Below are 19946 nucleotides of genomic sequence, written 5' to 3' on the forward strand. Positions count from 1 at the left end.
TGACTCCCTACGCCTTCAGCAGCGGCAGCGTATTGAAGCGCTGCTGCAGCACGCGCGTCGCGTCGAGCCCCCACCACGGCCCGAGCACGGTCGTGTAGAGCTGGCGGAAATCGACCGCGACCGGCAGGTTGCCGTTGCCGTCGAGCCGCCCGAGCGCGGGTGGCGCACCGTATAGCCCGCCAGCCACGCGGCCGCCCATCACGAAATGCGGCGCGGCCGTGCCGTGATCGGTGCCGTTGCTCTGGTTCTCGCGCACGCGCCGTCCGAATTCCGCATACGTCATCACGAGCGTCTGGTTCCAGCGCCCGAGCTCGATCAACGCACCGCGCATCGCGCTCATCCCTTCCGCAAACTGCTTGAGCAGCGCGGCCTGCTGCCCCGGCTGGTTCTGGTGCGTATCGAAGCCGTTGAGCGTCAGGCGCAGCACCGCGACACCGTCCTGCGCGCCAGGCCCGGACGCTTCGCACGCGGCCAGCACCTGCATCGCAGTCTTGACCGACGTGCCGAACGCGCCAGCCGGAAAGGCCGTCCTGAACTCACGCATCCCGCCGCGCGGGCGCAGCCGGTCGGCCGCCTTCACGATGTCGTTCTCGACGTCGATGATGTGTGCGAGCGCGGGGTTCTGTTCGCGCAGCGACGACGGCTCGGCGAGCCGGGCCGCACGGATGAACTGCGCGGGATTGACGAGCGCGATCGCACGCGCGCCGTTCGAGAGCGGCCCCATCTCGGCGCTGCCGAGCACGACGCCGTCCGCCGCGAAACCGGGCGGCACGGGCGCCTGCGCGAACGTGCGCGTGAGCCAGCCTTCGTGCAGGTATTGATCCGAGCGCGACGCGGTATCCCAGATCTCGATCGAGCGGAAATGCGACAGGTTCGGCTGCGGATAGCCGACACCCTGCACGACCGCGACCTGCCCGTCGCGCCACAGCGGCATCAGCGGTGCCAGCGACGGATGCAGCCCCGTGTGCGCATCGAGTTGCAGCACCTGCTCACGCTTGATGCCGATGCTGCGCCGGAACTGGTAGTACAGCGGATCCGCGTACGGCACCACTGTGTTGAGGCCGTCGTTGCCGCCCTTCAGCTCGACGAGGATCAACACGTTCGCATACCCGGCCACTGGCGGCCGCCCCGTCGCGGCCATCGCGGGCGCCTGCCACAGCGACACGCCGGCCGCGGCCGCAGCGCCCGTCAGCGTCAGAAAATCACGTCGGTTCATCGCGCATCCTTTGGTTCGCCGCCCGGCACCTTTGCCGCACCGGCTCCCCGCTTCATCGTCGTTCGAATCATTTCAGCTGATAGGCCGGATCCATCAGCAGCGCCTCGAGATATGCGCTGCCGGTCGAATCCGTGTCGATCGCCGCGACCGGCGACAGCTGCAGCACCGCATGCTGCAACTGAAGCTCGGTCGACAAGCCCGCGATCGCCTGCGGCCGCGCGCGATATTGCGCCAGCCAGCGCTCGAGGTCGAAACGCAGGCCGGCGCGCGCGGGCTTGGCAGGCGCACCGCGCATACCCGCGGCGGACGCCGTATCGACCACCGGCATTGCGTGCGCGCGGGCATTCGTCGGCGGCGCCATCGCATGCGCCGGCGGGTGCATGCCGGCCGTTTCCGTCGCGCGGAACAGTTGCTCGACGAACTGCTTGCGTGCGAGCAGCGTGGTGCTGTTGATCCACAGCGCGCCGCCCGGCCAGCCCTTCACGTTTGGCGGGTAGAACAGGTTCTGCCCGAGCGTGCGCACGGTGTTCGCAAGCATCTGCGGATCGCCGTATGAAACGTCGAACAGCCGCACCGACCCGACGACGAAATCCGCCGGCGATTTGACGAGCACGCCGCGGTTGCGTGGATCCCAGAATGCGTCGGTCGACCACAGCGCGGCGAGCGCCGCGCGAATGTCGTGGCCGCTCGTGCGAAACCGCTCGGCCACCGCATCGAGCGCCGCCGGGTCGGGCGTATCCGACACGAACTCGCGCCACAGCTTGCCGGCGATGAACCGCGCGGTGCCGGGCCGCTTCAGCAGGATGTCGAGAAAGCCGTCGCCGTCGAACGGCCCCGTTTCGCCGAGGATCGTCTTGTCGCCCGCATCGTGCAAATCCGGCCGCACCTCGAAGCGATAAGTATCGGGATCGACCGTCCAGCCCGTCATCGCACGCGCGGCTTCGGTCACGTCGTACTGCGTGTAATGCCCTTCGCCGAGCGTGAACAGCTCCATCACCTCGCGCGCGAAGTTCTCGTTCGGGCGCCCCTTGCGATTGCTCGCGCCGTCGAGATACTGCAGCATCGCCGGATCCTTCGCGACCGCGTGCAGCAGCGTGCCGAAGTTGCCGAGCGCCTCGCGGCGAAACAGCGCGTTCTGCGCGGCCATCGTCTGCGGGTAAGGTACCTTGTCCTGCCCCGACGTGAAGTGCCCGTGCCAGAACAGCGTCATGCGCTCGGTCAACGGCGACGGCGTGACGATCATCTCGTTGACCCACGCCGCGCGCAGCGCATCGTACCGAACGTTGCGCTCGCGCTGCTCGTCGCGCCGCATGTCGGGGGTCAGTGCCTGGCGCTGCGCGCGCGTCGGCGGCAGCTCGGCGATCCAGTCGGGCCACGTCGTGACGGGGTCGCGGCGCACGTTGCCGAGCGTGTCGGCCACGACCTGCGCGCGCGTCATGCCGACGATGCGCGCGACATCGGCGGGTGCGGGAGAAAAACCGGTCCGGCTCAGGAAAAACAACGCATCGTCGGCGTCGAGCGGCGACTGCATAGCTGGCGACGGCGCCGGTGCGGCAGCGTTCGCTTTCATCGTCATGGACTCCCGGAACGCACCGGCGGTGCGGATGCCGGTACAACGGCAATCGGCAGGCGAAAGTTGACGGAAAAATTGCTACGAATCTTTTCCGAGCGAGGTATTTCGCGCAGCGCGAAAGACGGCGCGTCAGCGCTTGTACAGCTCGCGAACGGCGTCCTCGATGTGCTGGCGCAAAAGGTGGCGCTCCTCGGGCGTCATGTGCCCGTCGCGGCGGCGCTGTTCGAGATCGGGAGGCACGGCGGAACGGACCGTCATCTCGGCGGCACGGTCGGACTGCGGCGCTTTGCCGCGCGGCAGCTTGCGCGACGATGCGCCCTGCTCGGGGCGCTGCGCATACGCGAAGTTCGACGCATACGGACCGGCAAGTGCGATCGTCAGCATCACTGCAATCCGGGCAGATCGCATGACCGTCCTCGCTTCTTTGGTCGATTTGTTCCCTTCGTCACGCGGCAACCGGCTACCTCTGGTACTTGAAAAACCCTGCGGAATTCGGGTGTGCAAAGATGAAAGATGGAGTGCAGGGGAGTATCTACCGAATTTCGGCTTCGAGTAAAGGAATCTCTATAGCCTGCCTTTACTCCGCGCGACACTACGGGTAAATTTTGTAACCGACTGTAACGCACGAAAATACGCGGCCGTGCGTCAATTCCCATTCGCGATAAGATGCCGATCATGGAAACGAAAAACCCCTCCAAGATTCTCGTCGTCGACGACGACCCGCGCCTGCGCGATCTGCTGCGCCGCTATCTCGGCGAGCAGGGTTTCAATGTCTACGTCGCGGAAAACGCGACCGCAATGAACAAGCTCTGGGTACGCGAGCGTTTCGACCTGCTCGTGCTCGACCTGATGCTCCCGGGCGAAGACGGCCTGTCGATCTGCCGCCGCCTGCGCGGCAGCAACGACCGCACGCCGATCATCATGCTCACCGCGAAGGGCGAAGATGTGGATCGCATCGTCGGCCTCGAGATGGGCGCCGACGATTACCTGCCGAAGCCGTTCAACCCGCGCGAACTCGTCGCGCGCATTCATGCGGTGCTGCGCCGCCAGGCGCCGGCCGAACTGCCGGGCGCGCCGTCGGAAACCACCGAGGTGTTCGAGTTCGGCGAGTTCTCGCTGAACCTCGCGACGCGCACGCTGACGAAATCCGGCCAGGAAATTCCGCTCACCACCGGCGAATTCTCGGTGCTGAAGGTGTTCGCGCGTCATCCGCGCCAGCCGCTGTCGCGCGAGAAGCTGATGGAACTCGCACGCGGTCGTGAATACGAAGTGTTCGACCGCAGCCTCGACGTCCAGATCTCGCGCCTGCGCAAGCTGATCGAACCGGATCCGGGCAGCCCGCGTTTCATCCAGACCGTCTGGGGCCTCGGCTACGTGTTCATCCCGGACGGCGCCGCCTGATCTTTTCCTTTCCGGTTTCGCCCGCCCACGGCCCGTCCCATGCGTATCGACCGGCGCCTCCTGCAGCTCGCGTTCGGCGGGCTGTTCTGGCGCACCTTCCTGCTGATCGCGCTGCTGATCTCGGTCAGTCTCGCCGCGTGGTTCCAGAGCTTTCGCGTGATCGAGCGCGAGCCGCGTGCGCAGCGCGTCGCGCTGCAGCTCGTCGCGGTCGTGAAGCTCACGCGCACTGCCCTGCTCTATTCCGATCCCGATCTGCGGCGCGCGCTGCTGCAGGATCTCGAGAGCAACGAGGGCGTGCGCGTGTACCCGCGCGAAAAGACCGACAAGTTCAAGCTGCAGCCCGACGAGTCGCTGAACCGCCTGATCGAACACGACATCCGCAGCCGTCTCGGCGACGATACCGTGATCGCGCAGTCGGTCAACGACATTCCCGGCGTGTGGATCAGCTTCAAGATCGACGACGACGATTACTGGGTCGCGCTCGATCGCGACCAGCTCGACAACGTCACCGGCCTGCAGTGGGCCGGCTGGGGGCTATTCGCGCTCGCGTTGTCGCTATTCGGCTCCGCGTTCATCACAAGCCTGGTGAACCGGCCGTTCTCGCGGCTTGCGCTCGCCGCGCGGCAGATCGGCTCGGGTCAGACACCCGAGCTGCTGCCCGAGCGCGGAATGGGCGTCGCGGCCGATACCAACCGCAGCTTCAACCAGATGGTGCGCGACCTCGAGCAGCTCGAGGCAGACCGCGCGCTGATGCTCGCGGGCATCTCGCACGACCTGCGCACGCCGCTCGCGCGGCTGCGGCTCGAAACCGAGATGAGCCCGTCCGACCAGGCGACCAAGGACGCGATGGTCGACGACATCGAACAGATGGATCGCATCATCGCGGCCTTCATCGATTACGCGCGCCCGTCGCAACGCAAACCGGAGCCCGTCGACCTGTCGTCGATCGCGCAGGAAGTCGCTGCGCGCGTGTCGGGCGAGGATGGCGTCGAGATCCGCACGCGGCTGGCGCCGAGCGCGGTGATCGAAGCCGACGAGACCGACATGCGCCGCGTGATCGGCAACCTCGTCGAGAACGCACGCAAGTATGGCCAAAGCAAGCAGGACGGCGTGTCGCGCATCACGCTCGAGACGCGCGTGTCGCACGCGCGCGTCGAGCTGTCGGTGAGCGACGAAGGCCCCGGCATCCCCGAGGATCAACTGCCGCTCGTGATGCGGCCGTTCTACCGCGTCGACACCGCGCGCACCAAGGCGGACGGCACGGGCCTCGGGATGGCGATCGTGCTGCGCCTCGTGGGCCGCTATCGCGGCGCGCTGCGCCTGCGCAATCGCAACCCCGAAGCGGGCCTCGAAGTCACGCTCGAATTCCCCGGCGCCGGCAAGGCGCGTGCGACTGCGTGACGCGCTCGCGCACGCTTCTTGCACTGCACACTATCGATCCGGTTGAAAAAAGCTATGAAGGTCGTTAGTCAAAATCTATTGAAGCGACTAATTAATAGTGTTATAGTTTTGCCCATGCTGTCACATCATCGTTGCAGCACCGAGGTAGCTTGACTCAGTCCTCTTCCCAACTCATACAGGAGTATCCGCATGAAAACCGTGGGCGATAAACTCGAAGCTTTCACCGTCGTAGCCGCGAAGCCGGGCTTCAACAATCACGAGGAAAACGGCCAGTCGGCATTCGAGACCGTCACCGAAGCGTCGTTCCCGGGCAAGTGGAAGATCATCTACTTCTATCCGAAGGATTTCACGTTCGTGTGCCCGACGGAAATCGTCGAGTTCGCGAAGCTCACGAAGCAGTTCGAAGAGCGCGATGCCATCCTGCTGGGCGGCAGCTCGGACAACGAATTCGTCAAGCTCGCATGGCGCCGTGAGCACAAGGACCTGAACAAGCTGAACCACTACTCGTTCGGCGACGTCAAGGGCGAGCTGATCGACCAGCTCGGCGTGCGCGACAAGGAAGCCGGCGTGGCCCTGCGTGCAACGTTCATCGTCGATCCGGACAACACGATCCAGCACGTTTCGGTGAACAACCTGAACGTCGGCCGCAGCCCGGAAGAAGTCCTGCGGATTCTGGACGGCCTGCAAACGGACGAACTGTGCCCGTGCAACCGTGCAGTCGGCGGCGCAACGCTGTAAGCGCATCGATGCACGAAGCCCGCGGCGCACGTACTGCCTGCGGGCTTTTTTAACGGCCAACCCATAGGAGATATCAATGGAATTCATCAACTCGATTAAGGCACGTATTCCCGACTACGCGAAGGACATTCGCCTGAACCTCGACGGCACGATCTCGCGCTCGTCGCTCGAAGGCACCGACGCGGTCGGCGTTGCGCTGGCGGCGGCGATCGCAGCGAAGAGCACGGTGCTCATCAAGACGATCCGCGAGGCCGGCGTGCTGTCGCCCGAAGAGACGAACGCCGTGCTGACGGCGGCCGCGCTGATGGGGATGAACAACACCTGGTATCCGTATGTCGAGATGGCCGACGACGCCGACCTGAAGACGCAGCGCGCCGAGCTGCGGATGGGTGCGTATGCGACCCACGGCGGCGTCGACAAGCGCAAGTTCGAGATGTACGCGCTCGCCGCGTCGATCGTCGGCAAGTGCCACTTCTGCGTGAAGTCGCACTATGCGCTGCTGAAGAACGAGCAAGGGATGACTGTCACGCAGCTGCGCGACGTCGGCCGTATCGCGTCGGTGATCAACGCCGCCGCGCAAGTGATCGCCGCTGAAGGCGAGTAAGCGGTTGCACCACCCGGCCGGCAGCCACGCCGGCCTGGTCGCCGCGCCAAACGAAAATGCCACGCATCCGCGTGGCATTTTCATTTCCGCGGCGCGGCGCGCCGGTCGAACCGCGCGCCGCAGCCGGGCGTCAGCCGCCCTGCTTCACCAGCAGCGCCGCGGCCTGCGCCTCGATCCCCTCGCCGCGGCCGAGATAGCCGAGCTTCTCGTTGGTCTTCGCCTTCACGTTCACGCGATCGAGCGGCAGCCCGAGATCGGCCGCGATGTTCGCGCGCATCCCGTCGATATGCGGTGCCAGCTTCGGCGCCTGGGCGATTACCGTACTGTCGACGTTCTGGATCGTGAAGCCGGCCGCCTTGATCCGTGCCACGCACTCGCGCAGCAGCACGCGGCTGTCGGCGCCCTTGAAGGCCGCGTCCGTGTCGGAGAAATGGCGGCCGATGTCGCCGAGCGCCGCCGCGCCGAACAGCGCGTCGGTGATCGCGTGCAGCAGCACGTCCGCGTCCGAGTGGCCGAGCAGGCCGCGTTCGTAAGGAATCGTCACGCCGCCGATGATGAGGGGGCGCCCCTCGACGAGCTGGTGCACGTCGTAGCCTTGTCCGATTCTGAAATCCATGCGTGTTCCGATTGAGAGGGGGTAAATGTCAGGAGGCGTTCGCAGGGCGCGCGGCGAGGATCGCCTCCGCGAGCGCGAAATCTTCCGGGTACGTGACCTTGAAATTGCGCAGGCTGCCCTGCACGACGCGCGGCGTATGGCCTGCCCATTCGATCGCGCTCGCCTCGTCGGTCAGGTCGTGCCCTTCCCGCTGCGCGCGCAGGATCGCCTCGCGCAGCATGCCGATGCGGAACATCTGCGGCGTCTGCGCCTGCCACAACGCGTCGCGCGACTCGGTGCGCGCGATTGCGTCGCCGCCGGCCGGCACGCGCTTGAGCGTATCGGCCACCGGCAGCGCGACGATGCCGCCGACCGGATCGTCCTTCAGCGTCGCGACCAGCGTGCGGATCAGCTCCGGCGTGATGCCCGGGCGCGCGGCGTCGTGCACCAGCACCCAGTCGTGGTCGGTCGCGCCGAACTCGGCCAGCTCCAGCAGCCCGTTCAGCACCGACGCCTGGCGCGAGCCGCCGCCGCAGCGGCGCACCGCGAAGCGCAGCCCCGCGAAGCGGCGCGCGTCGAAATGGGAATCGTCGGGCGACAGGACGACGAGCGTCTGCGCGAATTCGCTGCACGCGTCGAACGCGGCGAGCGTGTAGTGCAGCAGCGCGCGGCCGGCCAGCGTGCGGTATTGCTTCGGCACGGCCGAACCGGAACGGCTGCCCGTGCCGGCACAGGGAATCAGGGCGAAAAGTCGGGGAGTCACGAAGGGAAACGCCGGAAAGATGAAATCGAGAAGCGGATTTTATAATAGGTCTTTCGTCTCGACCGGCGCACCGCGATGCGCCCGTGCACGCCACCCCTGTCGTCCCTATGCCAGATAACGCTTCCACCCCGTCCGCCTCGCCCATTGCCCGCGTCAAGTCCGGCCAGCGTTTCGCCTTCGACGGCGCGCATGGTTCCGCCGACGCGCTCGCCATCGCCCGTTATCTCGCCGACAACCGCCAGGAGGTGCCGCTCCTCGCGGTGATCTGTGCGAACGCGGTCGACGCGCAACGGCTCTCGCAAGAAATCCGCTACTTCTCGCCGGACGCGCGCGTGCGCCTGCTGCCGGACTGGGAAACGCTGCCGTACGACACCTTCTCGCCGCACCAGGACCTGGTATCCGAGCGTCTCGCGACGCTGCACGATCTCGGCGAGGGCCGCTGCGACATCCTGCTCGTGCCCGCGACCACCGCGCTGTACCGGATGCCGCCCGCGTCGTTCATGGCCGCGTACACGTTTGCATTCGCACAGGGCGAGCGGCTCGACGAAGCGAAGCTGAAGGCGCAGCTCACGCTGGCCGGCTACGAGCACGTGAGCCAGGTCGTGCGGCCCGGCGAATACTGCGTGCGCGGCTCGCTGATCGACCTGTACCCGATGGGCTCGCCGCTGCCGTACCGGATCGACCTGTTCGACGACCAGGTCGACTCGATCCGCGCGTTCGACCCGGACACGCAGCGCAGCCTCTACCCGGTGCGCGACGTGCGGCTCCTGCCCGGCCGCGAGTTTCCGTTCGACGAAGCCGCGCGCACGGCCTTCCGCAGCCGCTGGCGCGAGACCTTCGAAGGCGACCCGAGCCGCGCGCCGATCTACAAGGACATCGGCAACGGCGTGCCGTCGGCCGGCATCGAGTATTACCTGCCGCTGTTCTTCGACGAAACCGCCACGCTGTTCCACTACCTGCCGCAGGATGCGCACCTGGTGTTCACCGGCGATCTCGAAGCGTCGATCCGCCGCTTCACGGCCGATACGAAGCAACGCCATGCGTTCCTCGCGCACGATCGCGAGCGGCCGATCCTCGAGCCGCAGCGGCTGTTCCTGTCCGACGAGGATTTCTTCGCGTTCGCGAAGCCGTTCGCCCGCGTCGTGCTGCCCGCGCAGCCGGCCGGCGGCTGGGCGACGGCGCTACCCGAGCTCACCGTCGATCGCCATGCCGACGATCCGCTCGCGTCGCTGCGCACGTTCGTCGAATCGTCGGGCAAGCGCGTCCTGCTGACCGTCGAATCGGCCGGCCGCCGCGAGACGATCCTGCAACTGCTCGCCGAACACCATCTGCGCCCCGCGTCGAACGACCACTTCGCGGGCTGGCTCGAAAGCGACGAACGCTTCGCGCTCGGCGTCGCGCCACTTGCGAACGGCTTCGCGGTGCCGGGCGAAGGCTATGCGGTCGTCACCGAGACCGAACTGTACGGCGCGCTCGGCCGCCGCGCGGGCCGCCGCCGGCAGGAGCAGGCGAGCAACGTCGACGCGATGGTGCGCGACCTGTCGGAGCTGAAGGTCGGCGACCCGGTCGTCCACGCGCAGCACGGCATCGGCCGCTACATGGGCCTCGTGTCGATGGACCTCGGCGAAGGCGAGACGGAATTCCTGCATCTCGAATACTCGGGCGACAGCAAGCTCTACGTGCCCGTCGCGCAACTGCACGTGATCTCGCGCTACAGCGGCGCCGATCCCGACAGCGCGCCGTTGCACGCGCTCGGTTCCGGCCAGTGGGAGCGCGCGAAGCGCAAGGCCGCGCAGCAGATCCGCGATACGGCCGCCGAGCTGCTGAACCTGTACGCGCGCCGCGCGGCCCGCGAAGGCCACGCGTTCTCGCTCGATCCGCGCGACTACGTGAAGTTCGCCGAAAGCTTCGGCTTCGAGGAAACACCCGACCAGGCAGCCGCCATCGCGGCCGTGATCGGCGACATGACGAGCGGCAAGCCGATGGACCGCCTCGTGTGCGGCGACGTCGGCTTCGGCAAGACCGAGGTCGCGCTGCGCGCCGCGTTCATCGCGGTGCTGGGCGGCAAGCAGGTCGCGCTGCTGTCGCCGACCACGCTGCTCGCCGAGCAGCACACGCAGACCTTCGCCGACCGCTTCGCGGACTGGCCGGTGCGGATCGTCGAGCTGTCGCGCTTCAAGACCGCGAAGGAAGTCAACGCGGCGATCGCGCAGATCAACGAAGGCAGCGTCGACATCGTGATCGGCACGCACAAGCTGCTGTCGTCGGACGTGCAGTTCAAGCGCCTCGGCCTCGTGATCATCGACGAGGAACACCGCTTCGGCGTGCGCCAGAAGGAAGCGCTGAAGGCGCTGCGCGCGGAAGTCGACGTGCTGACGCTCACCGCGACGCCGATCCCGCGTACGCTCGGGATGGCGCTCGAAGGGCTGCGCGATTTCTCGGTCATTGCAACCGCGCCGCAGAAGCGCCTCGCGATCAAGACCTTCGTGCGCCGCGAGGAAGAAAGCGTGATCCGCGAGGCGATGCTGCGCGAGCTGAAGCGCGGCGGTCAGGTGTATTTCCTGCACAACGAGGTCGAGACGATCGAGAACCGCAAGACGATGCTCGAGGCGCTCGTGCCCGAAGCACGCATCGCGATCGCGCACGGCCAGATGCACGAACGCGAACTCGAACGCGTGATGCGCGATTTCGTCGCGCAGCGCGCGAACGTGCTGCTGTGCACGACCATCATCGAGACCGGCATCGACGTGCCGAGCGCGAACACGATCATCATGCACCGCTCGGACAAGTTCGGCCTCGCGCAGCTCCACCAGTTGCGCGGCCGCGTCGGCCGCTCGCATCACCAGGCCTATGCGTACCTGCTGGTCCACGATCCGCAGGCGCTGACCAAGCAGGCCCAGCGCCGGCTCGAAGCGATCCAGCAGATGGAGGAACTCGGTTCGGGCTTCTATCTCGCGATGCACGACCTCGAGATCCGCGGCACCGGCGAAGTGCTCGGCGACAAGCAGTCGGGCGAGATCCACGAGATCGGCTTCCAGCTCTATACGGACATGCTGAACGACGCGGTGAAGGCGCTGAAGAACGGCAAGGAACCCGACCTCACCGCCCCGCTCGCCGCGACGACGGAAATCAACCTGCATGCACCGGCGATCCTTCCGGCCGACTACTGCGCGGACGTGCAGGAGCGGCTGTCGCTGTACAAGCGGCTCGCGAACTGCGAGCACGGCGACGCGATCGACGGTATCCAGGAAGAGCTGATCGACCGCTTCGGCAAGCTGCCGCCGCAGGCGCACGCGCTCGTCGAGACGCACCGGTTGCGAATCGCCGCGAAGCCGCTCGGCATCGTGAAGATAGATGCGAGCGAGGTCGCGATCGGGCTGCAGTTCGAGCCGAATCCGCCGATCGATCCGATGCGGATCATCGAGATGGTGCAGAAGCACCGGCACATCAAGCTCGCGGGCCAGGACAAGCTGCGCATCGAGACGCGCTCGCCGGATCTCGCGATCCGCGTGTCGACGATCAAGGAAACGCTGCGCGCGCTCGGCCCCAAGCAAGGAGCGGCTACCGCGGTGCGCTGACGCGATACTGGCGGGTGCGGCGTTGCTGCACCGCATCGCGTCCGGCGAAGGCGGGCCGACGCGTTTTTGAGTATGATTTTCCCATTCATCAGACGGAGTCTTGCCATGTCCACTCTCGACGCGACGGTGTCGTCCGCCGCCGACCAAGGCGACGCGTCGCTCGTCAGCCTGCCCTGGATCAAGCAACTGGTGTCGATGGACACGACGAGCCGCGTGCCGAACCTCGGCCTGATCGAAACGGTACGCGACGCGCTCGCCGCAAAAGGCATCGCATCGACGATCACGCACGATCCGCGCGAAGGCTGGGCCAACCTGTTCGCGACCGTGCCCGCGCACGACGGCTCGACGAACGGCGGCATCGTGCTGTCGGGGCATACCGACGTCGTGCCGGTCGACGGCCAGCAATGGGACAGCAATCCGTTCGCGCCGGAAATCCGCGACGGCCGCCTGTACGGCCGCGGCACCTGCGACATGAAGGGCTTCATCGGCACCGCGCTCGCGTTGCTGCCCGAGATGCAGGCGACCCAGCTCGCGAAGCCGATCCATTTCGCGCTGTCCTACGACGAGGAAATCGGCTGCGCGGGCGCGCCGCTGATGATTGCGGATCTGGTCAAGCGCGGCGTGCAACCGTCCGGCTGCATCGTCGGCGAGCCGACCAGCATGCGGCCGATCATCGCGCACAAGGGCATCAATGCGTACCGCTGCTGCGTGCGCGGCCACGCGGCGCATTCGTCGCTGACGCCGAAGGGGCTGAACGCGATCGAGTATGCGGCGCGCCTCATCTGCCACATCCGCGACATCGCCGACCGCTTCCGCGCCGAAGGCCCGTTCGACGCGCTGTACGACGTGCCGTTCACGACCGCGCAGACGAGCACGATCCAGGGCGGCAACGCGATCAACACGGTGCCGGCCGAATGCCGGTTCGACTTCGAGTTCCGCAACCTGCCGACGCTCGACCCCGAGCAGATCTTCACGCGCATCGAAGCCTATGCACGTGAAACGCTGCTGCCACAGATGCTTCGCGAGCATCCGAATGCCGCGATCGAATTCTCGAAGATCGCCGCGGCGCCCGGCCTCGACGCCACCGAACAGGCCGCGATCACGCAGCTCGTGCGCGCGCTGACGGCCGACCAGGACAAGCGCAAGGTCGCGTACGGCACCGAGGCCGGCCTGTTCGAACGCGCGGGCATCCCGAGCGTCGTATGCGGGCCCGGCAACATCGAGCAGGCGCACAAGCCGAACGAATATGTCGAGCTCGCGCAGCTCGCCGGCTGCGAACAGTTCCTGCGCAAGTTCATCCGCAGCATGTCGGTCGACGCGCACTGACTGCCTCCCGCCACGCCGGCCCGCGTGTGCGGGCCGGCCCACTCCGCCACCCGCCACGTCATGTCGACTGAACGCCAGGGCACCGCCCATACGACGATCGACGGCGAGCCGATCCCGACGCTCGACGAAATCGCCGCGCAGCATTTCGCACTGTCGCCCTGGGTCGCGCGCACGCCCGTGTTCGAACGCGCCGACCTGCCGTCCCTCGAGGGCACGCACGTCAACTTCAAGTTCGAGTTGCTGCAGGCCAGCGGCAGCTTCAAGGCGCGCGGCGCCTTCACGCACCTGCTCGCGCTCGACGAGGCGCGCAAGAACGCCGGCGTCACCTGCGTGTCGGCCGGCAATCACGCGGCGGCCGTCGCGTATGCGGCGATGCGGCTCGGCAGCAGCGCCAAGGTCGTGATGTTTCATACCGCGAGCCCGACGCGCATCGCGCAGTGCAAGCAGTACCGTGCGGAAGTCGTGCTGGCCGGCAGCGCATCGCAGGCGTTCGACCTCGTCCGGCGGATCGAGGCCGAGGAAGGCCGCTTCTTCATCCATCCGTTCAACGGCTATCACACGATCCTCGGTACCGCGACGCTCGGCTACGAATGGGCGACGCAGACGCCCGACCTCGACGCGGTGATCGTGCCGATCGGCGGCGGCGGGCTCGCGGCCGGCATGGCGACCGCGCTGCGGCTCGCGAATCCGCGCGTGCACGTATACGGCGTCGAGCCGGAAGGCGCCGACGCGATGAGCCGCAGTTTCGCGGCGAATCACACGATCAAGATGAGCGCGATGCAGACGATCGCCGATTCGCTGATGGCGCCGCATACCGAGGAATACAGCTACCAGCTGTGCCGGCGCCACGTCGACCGCATCGTCACCGTGTCCGACGACGCGCTGCGTGCCGCGATGCTGTTCCTGTTCTCGCACTTGAAACTGTCGGTCGAACCGGCGTGCGCGGCCGCGCTGGCCGCACTGCTCGGGCCGCTGCGCGAAACGCTGCAGGGCAAGCGCGTCGGCGTGCTGCTATCCGGCACCAATACCGACCCCGGCACACTCGGCATGCATCTCGCTCACGCGAAATTGCAACACTGACCCCGCATCGGGCACTTGCGGGTAAACCCAGGGTTATCCCCAGATTATGTTGACAGCCCTGTTGATAACCCGCCGGACAAGCACGCAAGTGGTTGAGCGCGCAGCGTTTTGCGCGCGCGGAGGTCGATCGTCACGAAATGGGCAGATGCGACCGTCGGCCGCATGCGCCGCGACCGGGTGGCGCCGCGCGGCGCCGGTGATCGGCAGTGTTGCGATCGCGCTGCTCGCCGGTTGCGCGGCACCGTCCTCGCCCGTCGACGGCGCGCCGTTGGCCTGCGCGCAGCCGGGCGAGCACCGCATGCTGCAGGCCGACCTGCTGTTCGGGCGCGACATCGCCGCGCGCGGCCCCGTCACCGATGCGGAACGGGCGACGTTCCTCGCCGACACGGTCACGCCGCGGTTCCCCGACGGCCTCACCTACTGGGACACGCACGGCCAGTGGCGCAACCGCGCAAGCGGCGGAATCACCCGCGAAGACAGCTTCGTGATCCGTATCATCGCCGACGATACGCCCGACACGCGCGCGCGGCTCGCCGCAATCCGGCAAGCGTACGTGGTGCGCTTCCGGCAGCAATCGGTCGGCATCACGCTCGTGCCGGCCTGCGCGGCGTTCTGACGACCCTTCTCTCTGCCGCAAATCCGCGTAAAAAAAACGGGCGCCCGAAGGCGCCCGTCGCATGCCGGAACCGCGGCGTGCCGCTTACTTGTTCTCGAACATGTCCATGATCTGCTGCTTCTCCTGCGGCGTGACGGGCGGCGGTGCGAGCCCTGCGGCACCGGCCGAGCCGAGTGCGTCGTTCGCGCTGATCGAATTCTCGGCCGGGTTGATGTCGACGTTCGCGACGAAGCCGTTGCCCGGCGTGCGATCGGCGTAGTACAGCTCGCCGTCGATCGAGGTCAGGCCGTCCGGGATCGGCATCTGCTGCTCGGGTACGCCGTTCAGCGCGGTGCGCATGTAGTTCACCCAGATCGGCAACGCGAGCTGCGCACCGAATTCGCGGCTGCCGAGGCTCTTCGGCTGGTCGAAGCCCATCCACGCGACCGCGACGAGCGATTGCTGGTAGCCGGCGAACCAGCCGTCCTTCGCGTCGTTCGTCGTACCGGTCTTGCCCTGCAGGTCGCTGCGGCCCAGTGCGTTGGTGCCCGCGCCCGTGCCGGCCGTCGCGACCGAATGCAGCAGGCTGTTCATCATGTACGCGTTGCGGCCTTCGATCGTGCGCGGCGCCGTGCTGCCGGCGAGCACCGGCTGCGACTTCTGCAGCGGCTGGCCGCGTGCGTCGTCGACTTCGGCGATCAGGTACGGATCGACCTTGTAGCCGCCGTTCGCGAACACCGCATAGCCGGTCGCGAGCTGCAGCGGCGTCACGAGGCCCGCGCCGAGCGCCATCGGCAGGTACGGCGGCGTCTTCGCCGGGTCGAAGCCGAAGCGCTGCGTCACGTACTGCTGCGCGTACTGCGTGCCGATCGACGCGAGGATCCGGATCGACACGAGGTTCTTCGAGCGCTGCAGGCCGGTGCGCATCGTCATCGGGCCGTCCGGCTGGTCGTCGTCCTTCGGCTCCCATGCGGTGCCACCCGGCACGCTCGGCGGGAAGTACAGCGGCGCGTCGTTGATCATCGTCGCCGGCCCCATGCCCTTGTCGAGCGACGCCGAGTAGATGAACGGCTTGAACGACGAGCCCGGCTGGCGCCACGCCTGCGTCACGTGGTTGAACTTGCTCTTGTTGAAGTCGAAGCCGCCGACGAGCGAGCGGATCGCGCCGTCCTGCGGCGCAATCGCGACGAGCGCGCCTTCGACCTGCGGCAGCTGCACCACCTGCCAGCCCGTCTTGCCGTCCTTCAGCACGCGCACGACCGAGCCCGGCTTGATGCGCAGCGTGTCGTTCGCGCGGGGACCGAGCGCGACCGCGACGAAGCGCAGCCCGGCCGGGCCGATCGTCGTGGTCGCGCCGCCGACGAACTGCACCTCGACCGCGCCCGGCGACGCCGACAGCACGACCGCCGACTGCAGGTCGCCGTTGTCCGGGTGATCGGCGAGCGCGTCGTCGATCGCCTCGTCGCGGTCGTCGCCGGCCGCGGGCAACTTGATCGACGCTTCCGGCCCGCGATAGCCGTGGCGGCGCTCGTAGTCGAGAATGCCGCGACGCACGGCCTGGTACGCGGCTTCCTGGTCGGACGAGTTGATCGTCGTCGTGACGGTCAGCCCGCGCGTATAGGTTTCGTCCTTGTACTGCTGGTACATCATCTGCCGCACCATCTCGGCGACGTACTCGCCGTGCACCGCATACTGGTTGCCCGGCGTGCGCACGTGGATCTCTTCCTTCACGGCCTCGTCGTACTGCGGCTGCGTGATGTAGCCGACTTCGAGCATGCGCTTCAGGATGTATTCCTGGCGCACCTTCGCCCGCTTCGGATTGACGACCGGGTTATACGCGGACGGCGCCTTCGGCAGCCCCGCGAGCATCGCCGCTTCCGCGAGCGTGATGTCCTTCAGGTCCTTGCCGAAGTACACGCGCGCGGCGGCCGCGAAGCCGTACGAGCGCTGACCGAGATAGATCTGGTTCATGTACAGCTCGAGGATCTGGTCCTTCGTCAGGGCCTTCTCGATCTTGTACGCGAGCAGCATTTCGTAAATCTTGCGCGTGTAGGTCTTCTCGCTCGACAGGAAGAAGTTGCGCGCGACCTGCATCGTGATCGTGCTCGCGCCCTGGCGCGCGCCGCCGTGCATCAGGTCGGCCACGCCCGCGCGCAGGATGCCGACGAAGTCGACACCGCCGTGTTCGTAGAAGCGGTAGTCCTCGATCGCGAGCACCGCCTTCTTCATCACGTCCGGAATCTCCTGGAAGCGCACGAGGCTGCGGCGCTCCTCGCCGAACTCGCCGATCAGCACGTGATCGGCCGTAAACACGCGCAGCGGCACCTTCGGCTGGTAGTTGGTCAGCGCATCGAGCGACGGCAGTTGCGGCGCCATCACGACCAGCGCGTAGCCGACGATCAGCGCGCCGACGATCGCGGCGATCGCGAACAGCCCGGCGAACCACAGCATGACGCGCGAGCCGAATCCGCGGCGGCGGCCCCCGCCGCCGCTGCGCTGGGTGCGGCGATCGTCGTCGCGGTCATCCTCATCGGGGTAATAGGCTCCGGACGGCGAACGGCGCAGCGTGTAGTGGGGTTCGTTCCTGTCGGAAGAAGAAGGCGGTCGTTTGATAATTGGCATGTCGGAATGGCGGGCGGTCGTGGCGCCCTCGGACGCATGCGGAAATGCAGGCGAATGAATCAGAGCAGAGACATCGTGATGCGGCTGTCACGTCGACAGACCCCGCCGCGCGGCGATCCGTTCCCGCGACGTGACAGCGCATTTTAATGAAATCGACCGGGTGGCTTCGCGATTTTTTGTAAAAATTCCCGCAATGCCGTGATTTAAGGAACGTATTGTCGGCATCCTCTGCCTATCATGGACACGCAATATGGCGCGCATAGTCGATTTTCTTTCAATCGCGAAAGGTTCGACATCCTGATGCGCAAGCCGCTTGAACTCGCGCGTTTAAGCCGTATTTAAGTGAACCGGTGGTGTAATATCCGCCGGCTCATGCGGGTCGGAACCGGCTCGCAACGGGCACTGCCGCGGTCACGCGGCGCCTTTCAACCACGGAGGATTTCATGTCGCTTTTCGACTCTGTTTCGCGCACGATCAAAGGCCTGCTGAACGATGCGGCCGATTCGGTACAGGATCCGTCGCGCGACGCACGGCAGATCGTGCGGGAGCTCGACGACAGCATCGGCCGTGCCGAGAATTCGCTGATCGAAATCGAAGCACAGGTCGCGACCCAGCGCAGCAAGCGCGATGCGGCCGACGACAAGGTGAAGAAGTACGAGGACGGCGCGAAGCGCGCGCTGCAGTCCGGCGATGAAGCACTCGCACGCGAGGCACTCGGCGCACAGTCCAACGCGGAAGCCGAGCGTGACGCGCTCGCGGCCGAACTGTCGACGCTCGAGCCGTCGGTCGACAAGCTGAAGGGGCAGATCGCCGACATGCGCCAGCGCCGCAACGACCTGAATGCGCGCTCGAACATCCTGCAGGCCAAGCAGGAAATTGCGCAGGCGAAGGACGTCGCGGCCAGCGCCCTGGGCGGCATCGGCGGCAAGAACCTGTCCGAGGACTTCCAGAAGCTCGAGGACAAGGTCGCGCTGCAGAACGCACGCTCGGACGCGCGCCTGAATTCGGCCGACACGTCGAGCGGCAAGGCGCTCGACGACAAGCTCGCCGCGCTGAACAAGGGCCCGTCGGTCGAGGATCGCCTCGCCGCGCTGAAGAAGCAGCTCGACACGCCCGCGCAGTAACGGCCACTGCGGGCAACCGCGCCGCCGCCCGCCCCGGGCGCGGCGCGAACCGATCGTCAGGAGACGGGCGCCTGCGCCCGGTTCGACCATGAAGAAATCTCTCGCCGCACTCGGCCTCTCGCTGATGTTGCTGTCGTCCGCCGCATTTGCGGTCCCGTCGCTGCAGCAGGTCGAGCAATCGATCGCGCAACGCAACTGGCAGCAAGCCGACACGCAGCTGTCGCAAGTCATCGACGCCCATCCGAACAACGCGCACGCGCGCTACCTGTATGCGCAGGTGCTGGACCGCGAAGGCCGCGCGTCCGACGCACTCACGCAACTGCAACGCGCGAAGTCGCTCGATCCGCAGCTCAAGTTCACCGACGCGTCGCGCTTCGCGCAGACGGAGTCGCGCATCCGCGCCGACGCCGCGCGCGTGAGCGGCAACGTGCCGTCGGCCACGCAGGCCGGCACGCTGCAATCGTCGCTCGCGCCCGCCGTCGCGCCGGCCGAGAAACACGGCCCGTCGACCGGCATGTGGATCGGCCTCGGGCTGATCGTCGCGGTGATCGCGCTGGTGCTGCGCTGGACGCTGCGGCGCGCACGCACGGCCGACGACAGCCGCGCCGACGACGAACGCCGCACGCAGCTCAAGCGTGCCACCGACGTGCTGAACGATATCCGCCCGCTGAAACTCGACGCGAAGCTGTCGACGGCGCCCGGCGCCGCGGCGCTCACGGGCGAACTCGAAGCAATCGAGACCGACGCGCGCACGCTCGTCGAAACGCTGTCGAACGGCAAGAATCCGGTGCCGCCCTATCGCGTCGATGAACTCGAACAGCGCCATGCGAGCGTGAAGGCACGCGTCGAAGGCCGTCCCGATCCGGCCGCGCAACCCGCGGCACCGGTGAACGGCAGCGGCTCCGTGTATGCGCAGGAAGCCGATCGCATGACGGGCGCGCAAGGCCAGCCGTATCCGCAGCAGCCCTACCCGCAACAGCAACCGCCGGTGGTGATCCAGCAAGGCGGCGGCGGTTTCGGCGGCGGCATGGGCGGGCTGCTGACCGGCGTATTGCTCGGCGAAGCGATGTCGGGTGGCCGCGAGCGCGTGGTCGAACGCGACGTGATCGTCGACGGCGAGCGCCGTCGGCAGGAGAACGATCCGGGCTTCGACCTCGGCCGCGGCGACAGTTCGAACTGGAGCGACGGCAACGGCGGCGGCGGCATGGATCTCGGCAGCAACGACGACGGCTGGACCGACGACAACACCTGACGCTACGCAGCGCGTCGACATACCCGCGACGCGCAGCCACGCACGCCACGCTCCCCTGCATGCCGGCCGCGCCGACGC

At 67.0% G+C, this 19946-nt stretch carries 16 protein-coding genes; 10 read left to right on the forward strand and 6 right to left on the reverse strand.

Features of this window, described 5'->3' with window-relative positions:
* Nucleotides 1–7: 7 nt before the first annotated feature.
* The 3 genes from BDO18943_RS20830 to BDO18943_RS20840 all read right to left on the reverse strand — a co-directional run bounded on the left by BDO18943_RS20830 (nt 8) and on the right by BDO18943_RS20840 (nt 3197).
* The gene (locus tag BDO18943_RS20830) at nt 8–1216 is read right to left on the reverse strand and encodes a DUF1501 domain-containing protein (RefSeq protein WP_175023851.1); all 1209 of its coding nucleotides are present in this window, start codon (nt 1214–1216) and stop codon (nt 8–10) included.
* Between the two features lie 67 nt (nt 1217–1283).
* Nucleotides 1284–2786: a DUF1800 domain-containing protein gene (locus BDO18943_RS20835; RefSeq protein ID WP_175023852.1), complete on the reverse strand. Its 1503-nt coding sequence runs from the start codon at nt 2784–2786 to the stop codon at nt 1284–1286.
* A 132-nt stretch (nt 2787–2918) separates the two neighbouring features.
* Nucleotides 2919–3197, reverse strand: coding sequence for a hypothetical protein (locus tag BDO18943_RS20840; RefSeq protein ID WP_089450797.1), 279 nt, complete (start codon nt 3195–3197; stop codon nt 2919–2921).
* A 258-nt stretch (nt 3198–3455) separates the two neighbouring features.
* Between BDO18943_RS20840 and ompR the strand changes: the two genes are divergently transcribed.
* The 4 genes from ompR to BDO18943_RS20860 all read left to right on the forward strand — a co-directional run bounded on the left by ompR (nt 3456) and on the right by BDO18943_RS20860 (nt 6933).
* Entirely contained in the window at nt 3456–4190 is a 735-nt protein-coding gene (gene ompR, locus BDO18943_RS20845; RefSeq protein ID WP_006478565.1) for an osmolarity response regulator transcription factor OmpR, read from the forward strand.
* A 39-nt stretch (nt 4191–4229) separates the two neighbouring features.
* The gene (locus BDO18943_RS20850) at nt 4230–5591 is read left to right on the forward strand and encodes an ATP-binding protein (RefSeq protein WP_175023853.1); all 1362 of its coding nucleotides are present in this window, start codon (nt 4230–4232) and stop codon (nt 5589–5591) included.
* Nucleotides 5592–5780: 189 nt separating this feature from the next.
* Complete coding sequence (locus BDO18943_RS20855; RefSeq protein WP_043188036.1) at nt 5781–6329, forward strand: peroxiredoxin; 549 nt, start codon at nt 5781–5783, stop codon at nt 6327–6329.
* A gap of 76 nt (nt 6330–6405) precedes the next feature.
* Nucleotides 6406–6933 carry a carboxymuconolactone decarboxylase family protein gene (locus BDO18943_RS20860; protein ID WP_175023854.1) on the forward strand — a complete coding sequence of 176 codons (528 nt, stop codon included), beginning with the start codon at nt 6406–6408 and terminating at the stop codon, nt 6931–6933.
* Between the two features lie 130 nt (nt 6934–7063).
* Here the strand turns inward: BDO18943_RS20860 and ispF are convergent, their stop codons facing one another.
* Together ispF and ispD are read right to left on the reverse strand one after the other, a co-directional pair.
* The gene (ispF, locus tag BDO18943_RS20865) at nt 7064–7549 is read right to left on the reverse strand and encodes a 2-C-methyl-D-erythritol 2,4-cyclodiphosphate synthase (protein WP_043188034.1); all 486 of its coding nucleotides are present in this window, start codon (nt 7547–7549) and stop codon (nt 7064–7066) included.
* 28 nt (nt 7550–7577) lie between these two features.
* A complete protein-coding gene (gene ispD / locus BDO18943_RS20870) occupies nt 7578–8291 on the reverse strand; it encodes a 2-C-methyl-D-erythritol 4-phosphate cytidylyltransferase (protein ID WP_043188032.1) in 714 nt (237 codons plus the stop codon).
* Nucleotides 8292–8398: 107 nt separating this feature from the next.
* Here ispD and mfd point away from each other — a divergent pair, with 107 nt between their 5' ends.
* The 4 genes from mfd to BDO18943_RS20890 all read left to right on the forward strand — a co-directional run bounded on the left by mfd (nt 8399) and on the right by BDO18943_RS20890 (nt 14891).
* Nucleotides 8399–11869 (forward strand): transcription-repair coupling factor, encoded by a 3471-nt coding sequence (gene mfd, locus BDO18943_RS20875; protein ID WP_175023855.1) that lies wholly within the window; start codon nt 8399–8401, stop codon nt 11867–11869.
* Nucleotides 11870–11974: 105 nt separating this feature from the next.
* The gene (gene argE / locus BDO18943_RS20880; protein ID WP_175023856.1) at nt 11975–13195 is read left to right on the forward strand and encodes an acetylornithine deacetylase; all 1221 of its coding nucleotides are present in this window, start codon (nt 11975–11977) and stop codon (nt 13193–13195) included.
* Between the two features lie 60 nt (nt 13196–13255).
* Nucleotides 13256–14275 carry a threonine/serine dehydratase gene (locus BDO18943_RS20885; protein WP_043188027.1) on the forward strand — a complete coding sequence of 340 codons (1020 nt, stop codon included), beginning with the start codon at nt 13256–13258 and terminating at the stop codon, nt 14273–14275.
* Nucleotides 14276–14420: 145 nt separating this feature from the next.
* Complete coding sequence (locus BDO18943_RS20890) at nt 14421–14891, forward strand: DUF3574 domain-containing protein (protein WP_235996144.1); 471 nt, start codon at nt 14421–14423, stop codon at nt 14889–14891.
* 84 nt (nt 14892–14975) lie between these two features.
* Here BDO18943_RS20890 and BDO18943_RS20895 read toward each other — a convergent pair whose 3' ends face one another.
* Nucleotides 14976–17492, reverse strand: a complete 2517-nt coding sequence (locus BDO18943_RS20895) for a penicillin-binding protein 1A (RefSeq protein ID WP_175023858.1) — start codon at nt 17490–17492, stop codon at nt 14976–14978.
* A gap of 443 nt (nt 17493–17935) precedes the next feature.
* Here BDO18943_RS20895 and BDO18943_RS20900 point away from each other — a divergent pair, with 443 nt between their 5' ends.
* Both BDO18943_RS20900 and BDO18943_RS20905 read left to right on the forward strand, forming a co-directional pair.
* Complete coding sequence (locus tag BDO18943_RS20900; RefSeq protein WP_011352396.1) at nt 17936–18616, forward strand: PspA/IM30 family protein; 681 nt, start codon at nt 17936–17938, stop codon at nt 18614–18616.
* Between the two features lie 88 nt (nt 18617–18704).
* Entirely contained in the window at nt 18705–19868 is a 1164-nt protein-coding gene (locus BDO18943_RS20905) for a tetratricopeptide repeat protein (protein ID WP_175023859.1), read from the forward strand.
* The last annotated feature ends 78 nt before the right edge of the window (nt 19869–19946 follow it).

Origin of the sequence: Burkholderia aenigmatica (assembly GCF_902499175.1) — a bacterium.
Taxonomy (GTDB): domain Bacteria; phylum Pseudomonadota; class Gammaproteobacteria; order Burkholderiales; family Burkholderiaceae; genus Burkholderia; species Burkholderia aenigmatica.

Bases quoted from the DNA above. Each gene is read 5' to 3' on its own strand.
- BDO18943_RS20860 (WP_175023854.1), top strand. From the start codon at position 6,406: ATGGAATTCATCAACTCGATTAAGGCACGTATTCCCGACTACGCGAAG.
- BDO18943_RS20850 (WP_175023853.1), top strand. From the start codon at position 4,230: ATGCGTATCGACCGGCGCCTCCTGCAGCTCGCGTTCGGCGGGCTGTTC.
- BDO18943_RS20855 (WP_043188036.1), top strand. From the start codon at position 5,781: ATGAAAACCGTGGGCGATAAACTCGAAGCTTTCACCGTCGTAGCCGCG.
- BDO18943_RS20890 (WP_235996144.1), top strand. From the start codon at position 14,421: ATGCGACCGTCGGCCGCATGCGCCGCGACCGGGTGGCGCCGCGCGGCG.
- ispF (WP_043188034.1), bottom strand. From the start codon at position 7,549: ATGGATTTCAGAATCGGACAAGGCTACGACGTGCACCAGCTCGTCGAG.
- BDO18943_RS20905 (WP_175023859.1), top strand. From the start codon at position 18,705: ATGAAGAAATCTCTCGCCGCACTCGGCCTCTCGCTGATGTTGCTGTCG.
- BDO18943_RS20885 (WP_043188027.1), top strand. From the start codon at position 13,256: ATGTCGACTGAACGCCAGGGCACCGCCCATACGACGATCGACGGCGAG.
- BDO18943_RS20835 (WP_175023852.1), bottom strand. From the start codon at position 2,786: ATGAAAGCGAACGCTGCCGCACCGGCGCCGTCGCCAGCTATGCAGTCG.
- BDO18943_RS20830 (WP_175023851.1), bottom strand. From the start codon at position 1,216: ATGAACCGACGTGATTTTCTGACGCTGACGGGCGCTGCGGCCGCGGCC.
- BDO18943_RS20895 (WP_175023858.1), bottom strand. From the start codon at position 17,492: ATGCCAATTATCAAACGACCGCCTTCTTCTTCCGACAGGAACGAACCC.
- BDO18943_RS20900 (WP_011352396.1), top strand. From the start codon at position 17,936: ATGTCGCTTTTCGACTCTGTTTCGCGCACGATCAAAGGCCTGCTGAAC.
- argE (WP_175023856.1), top strand. From the start codon at position 11,975: ATGTCCACTCTCGACGCGACGGTGTCGTCCGCCGCCGACCAAGGCGAC.
- BDO18943_RS20840 (WP_089450797.1), bottom strand. From the start codon at position 3,197: ATGCGATCTGCCCGGATTGCAGTGATGCTGACGATCGCACTTGCCGGT.
- ompR (WP_006478565.1), top strand. From the start codon at position 3,456: ATGCCGATCATGGAAACGAAAAACCCCTCCAAGATTCTCGTCGTCGAC.
- mfd (WP_175023855.1), top strand. From the start codon at position 8,399: ATGCCAGATAACGCTTCCACCCCGTCCGCCTCGCCCATTGCCCGCGTC.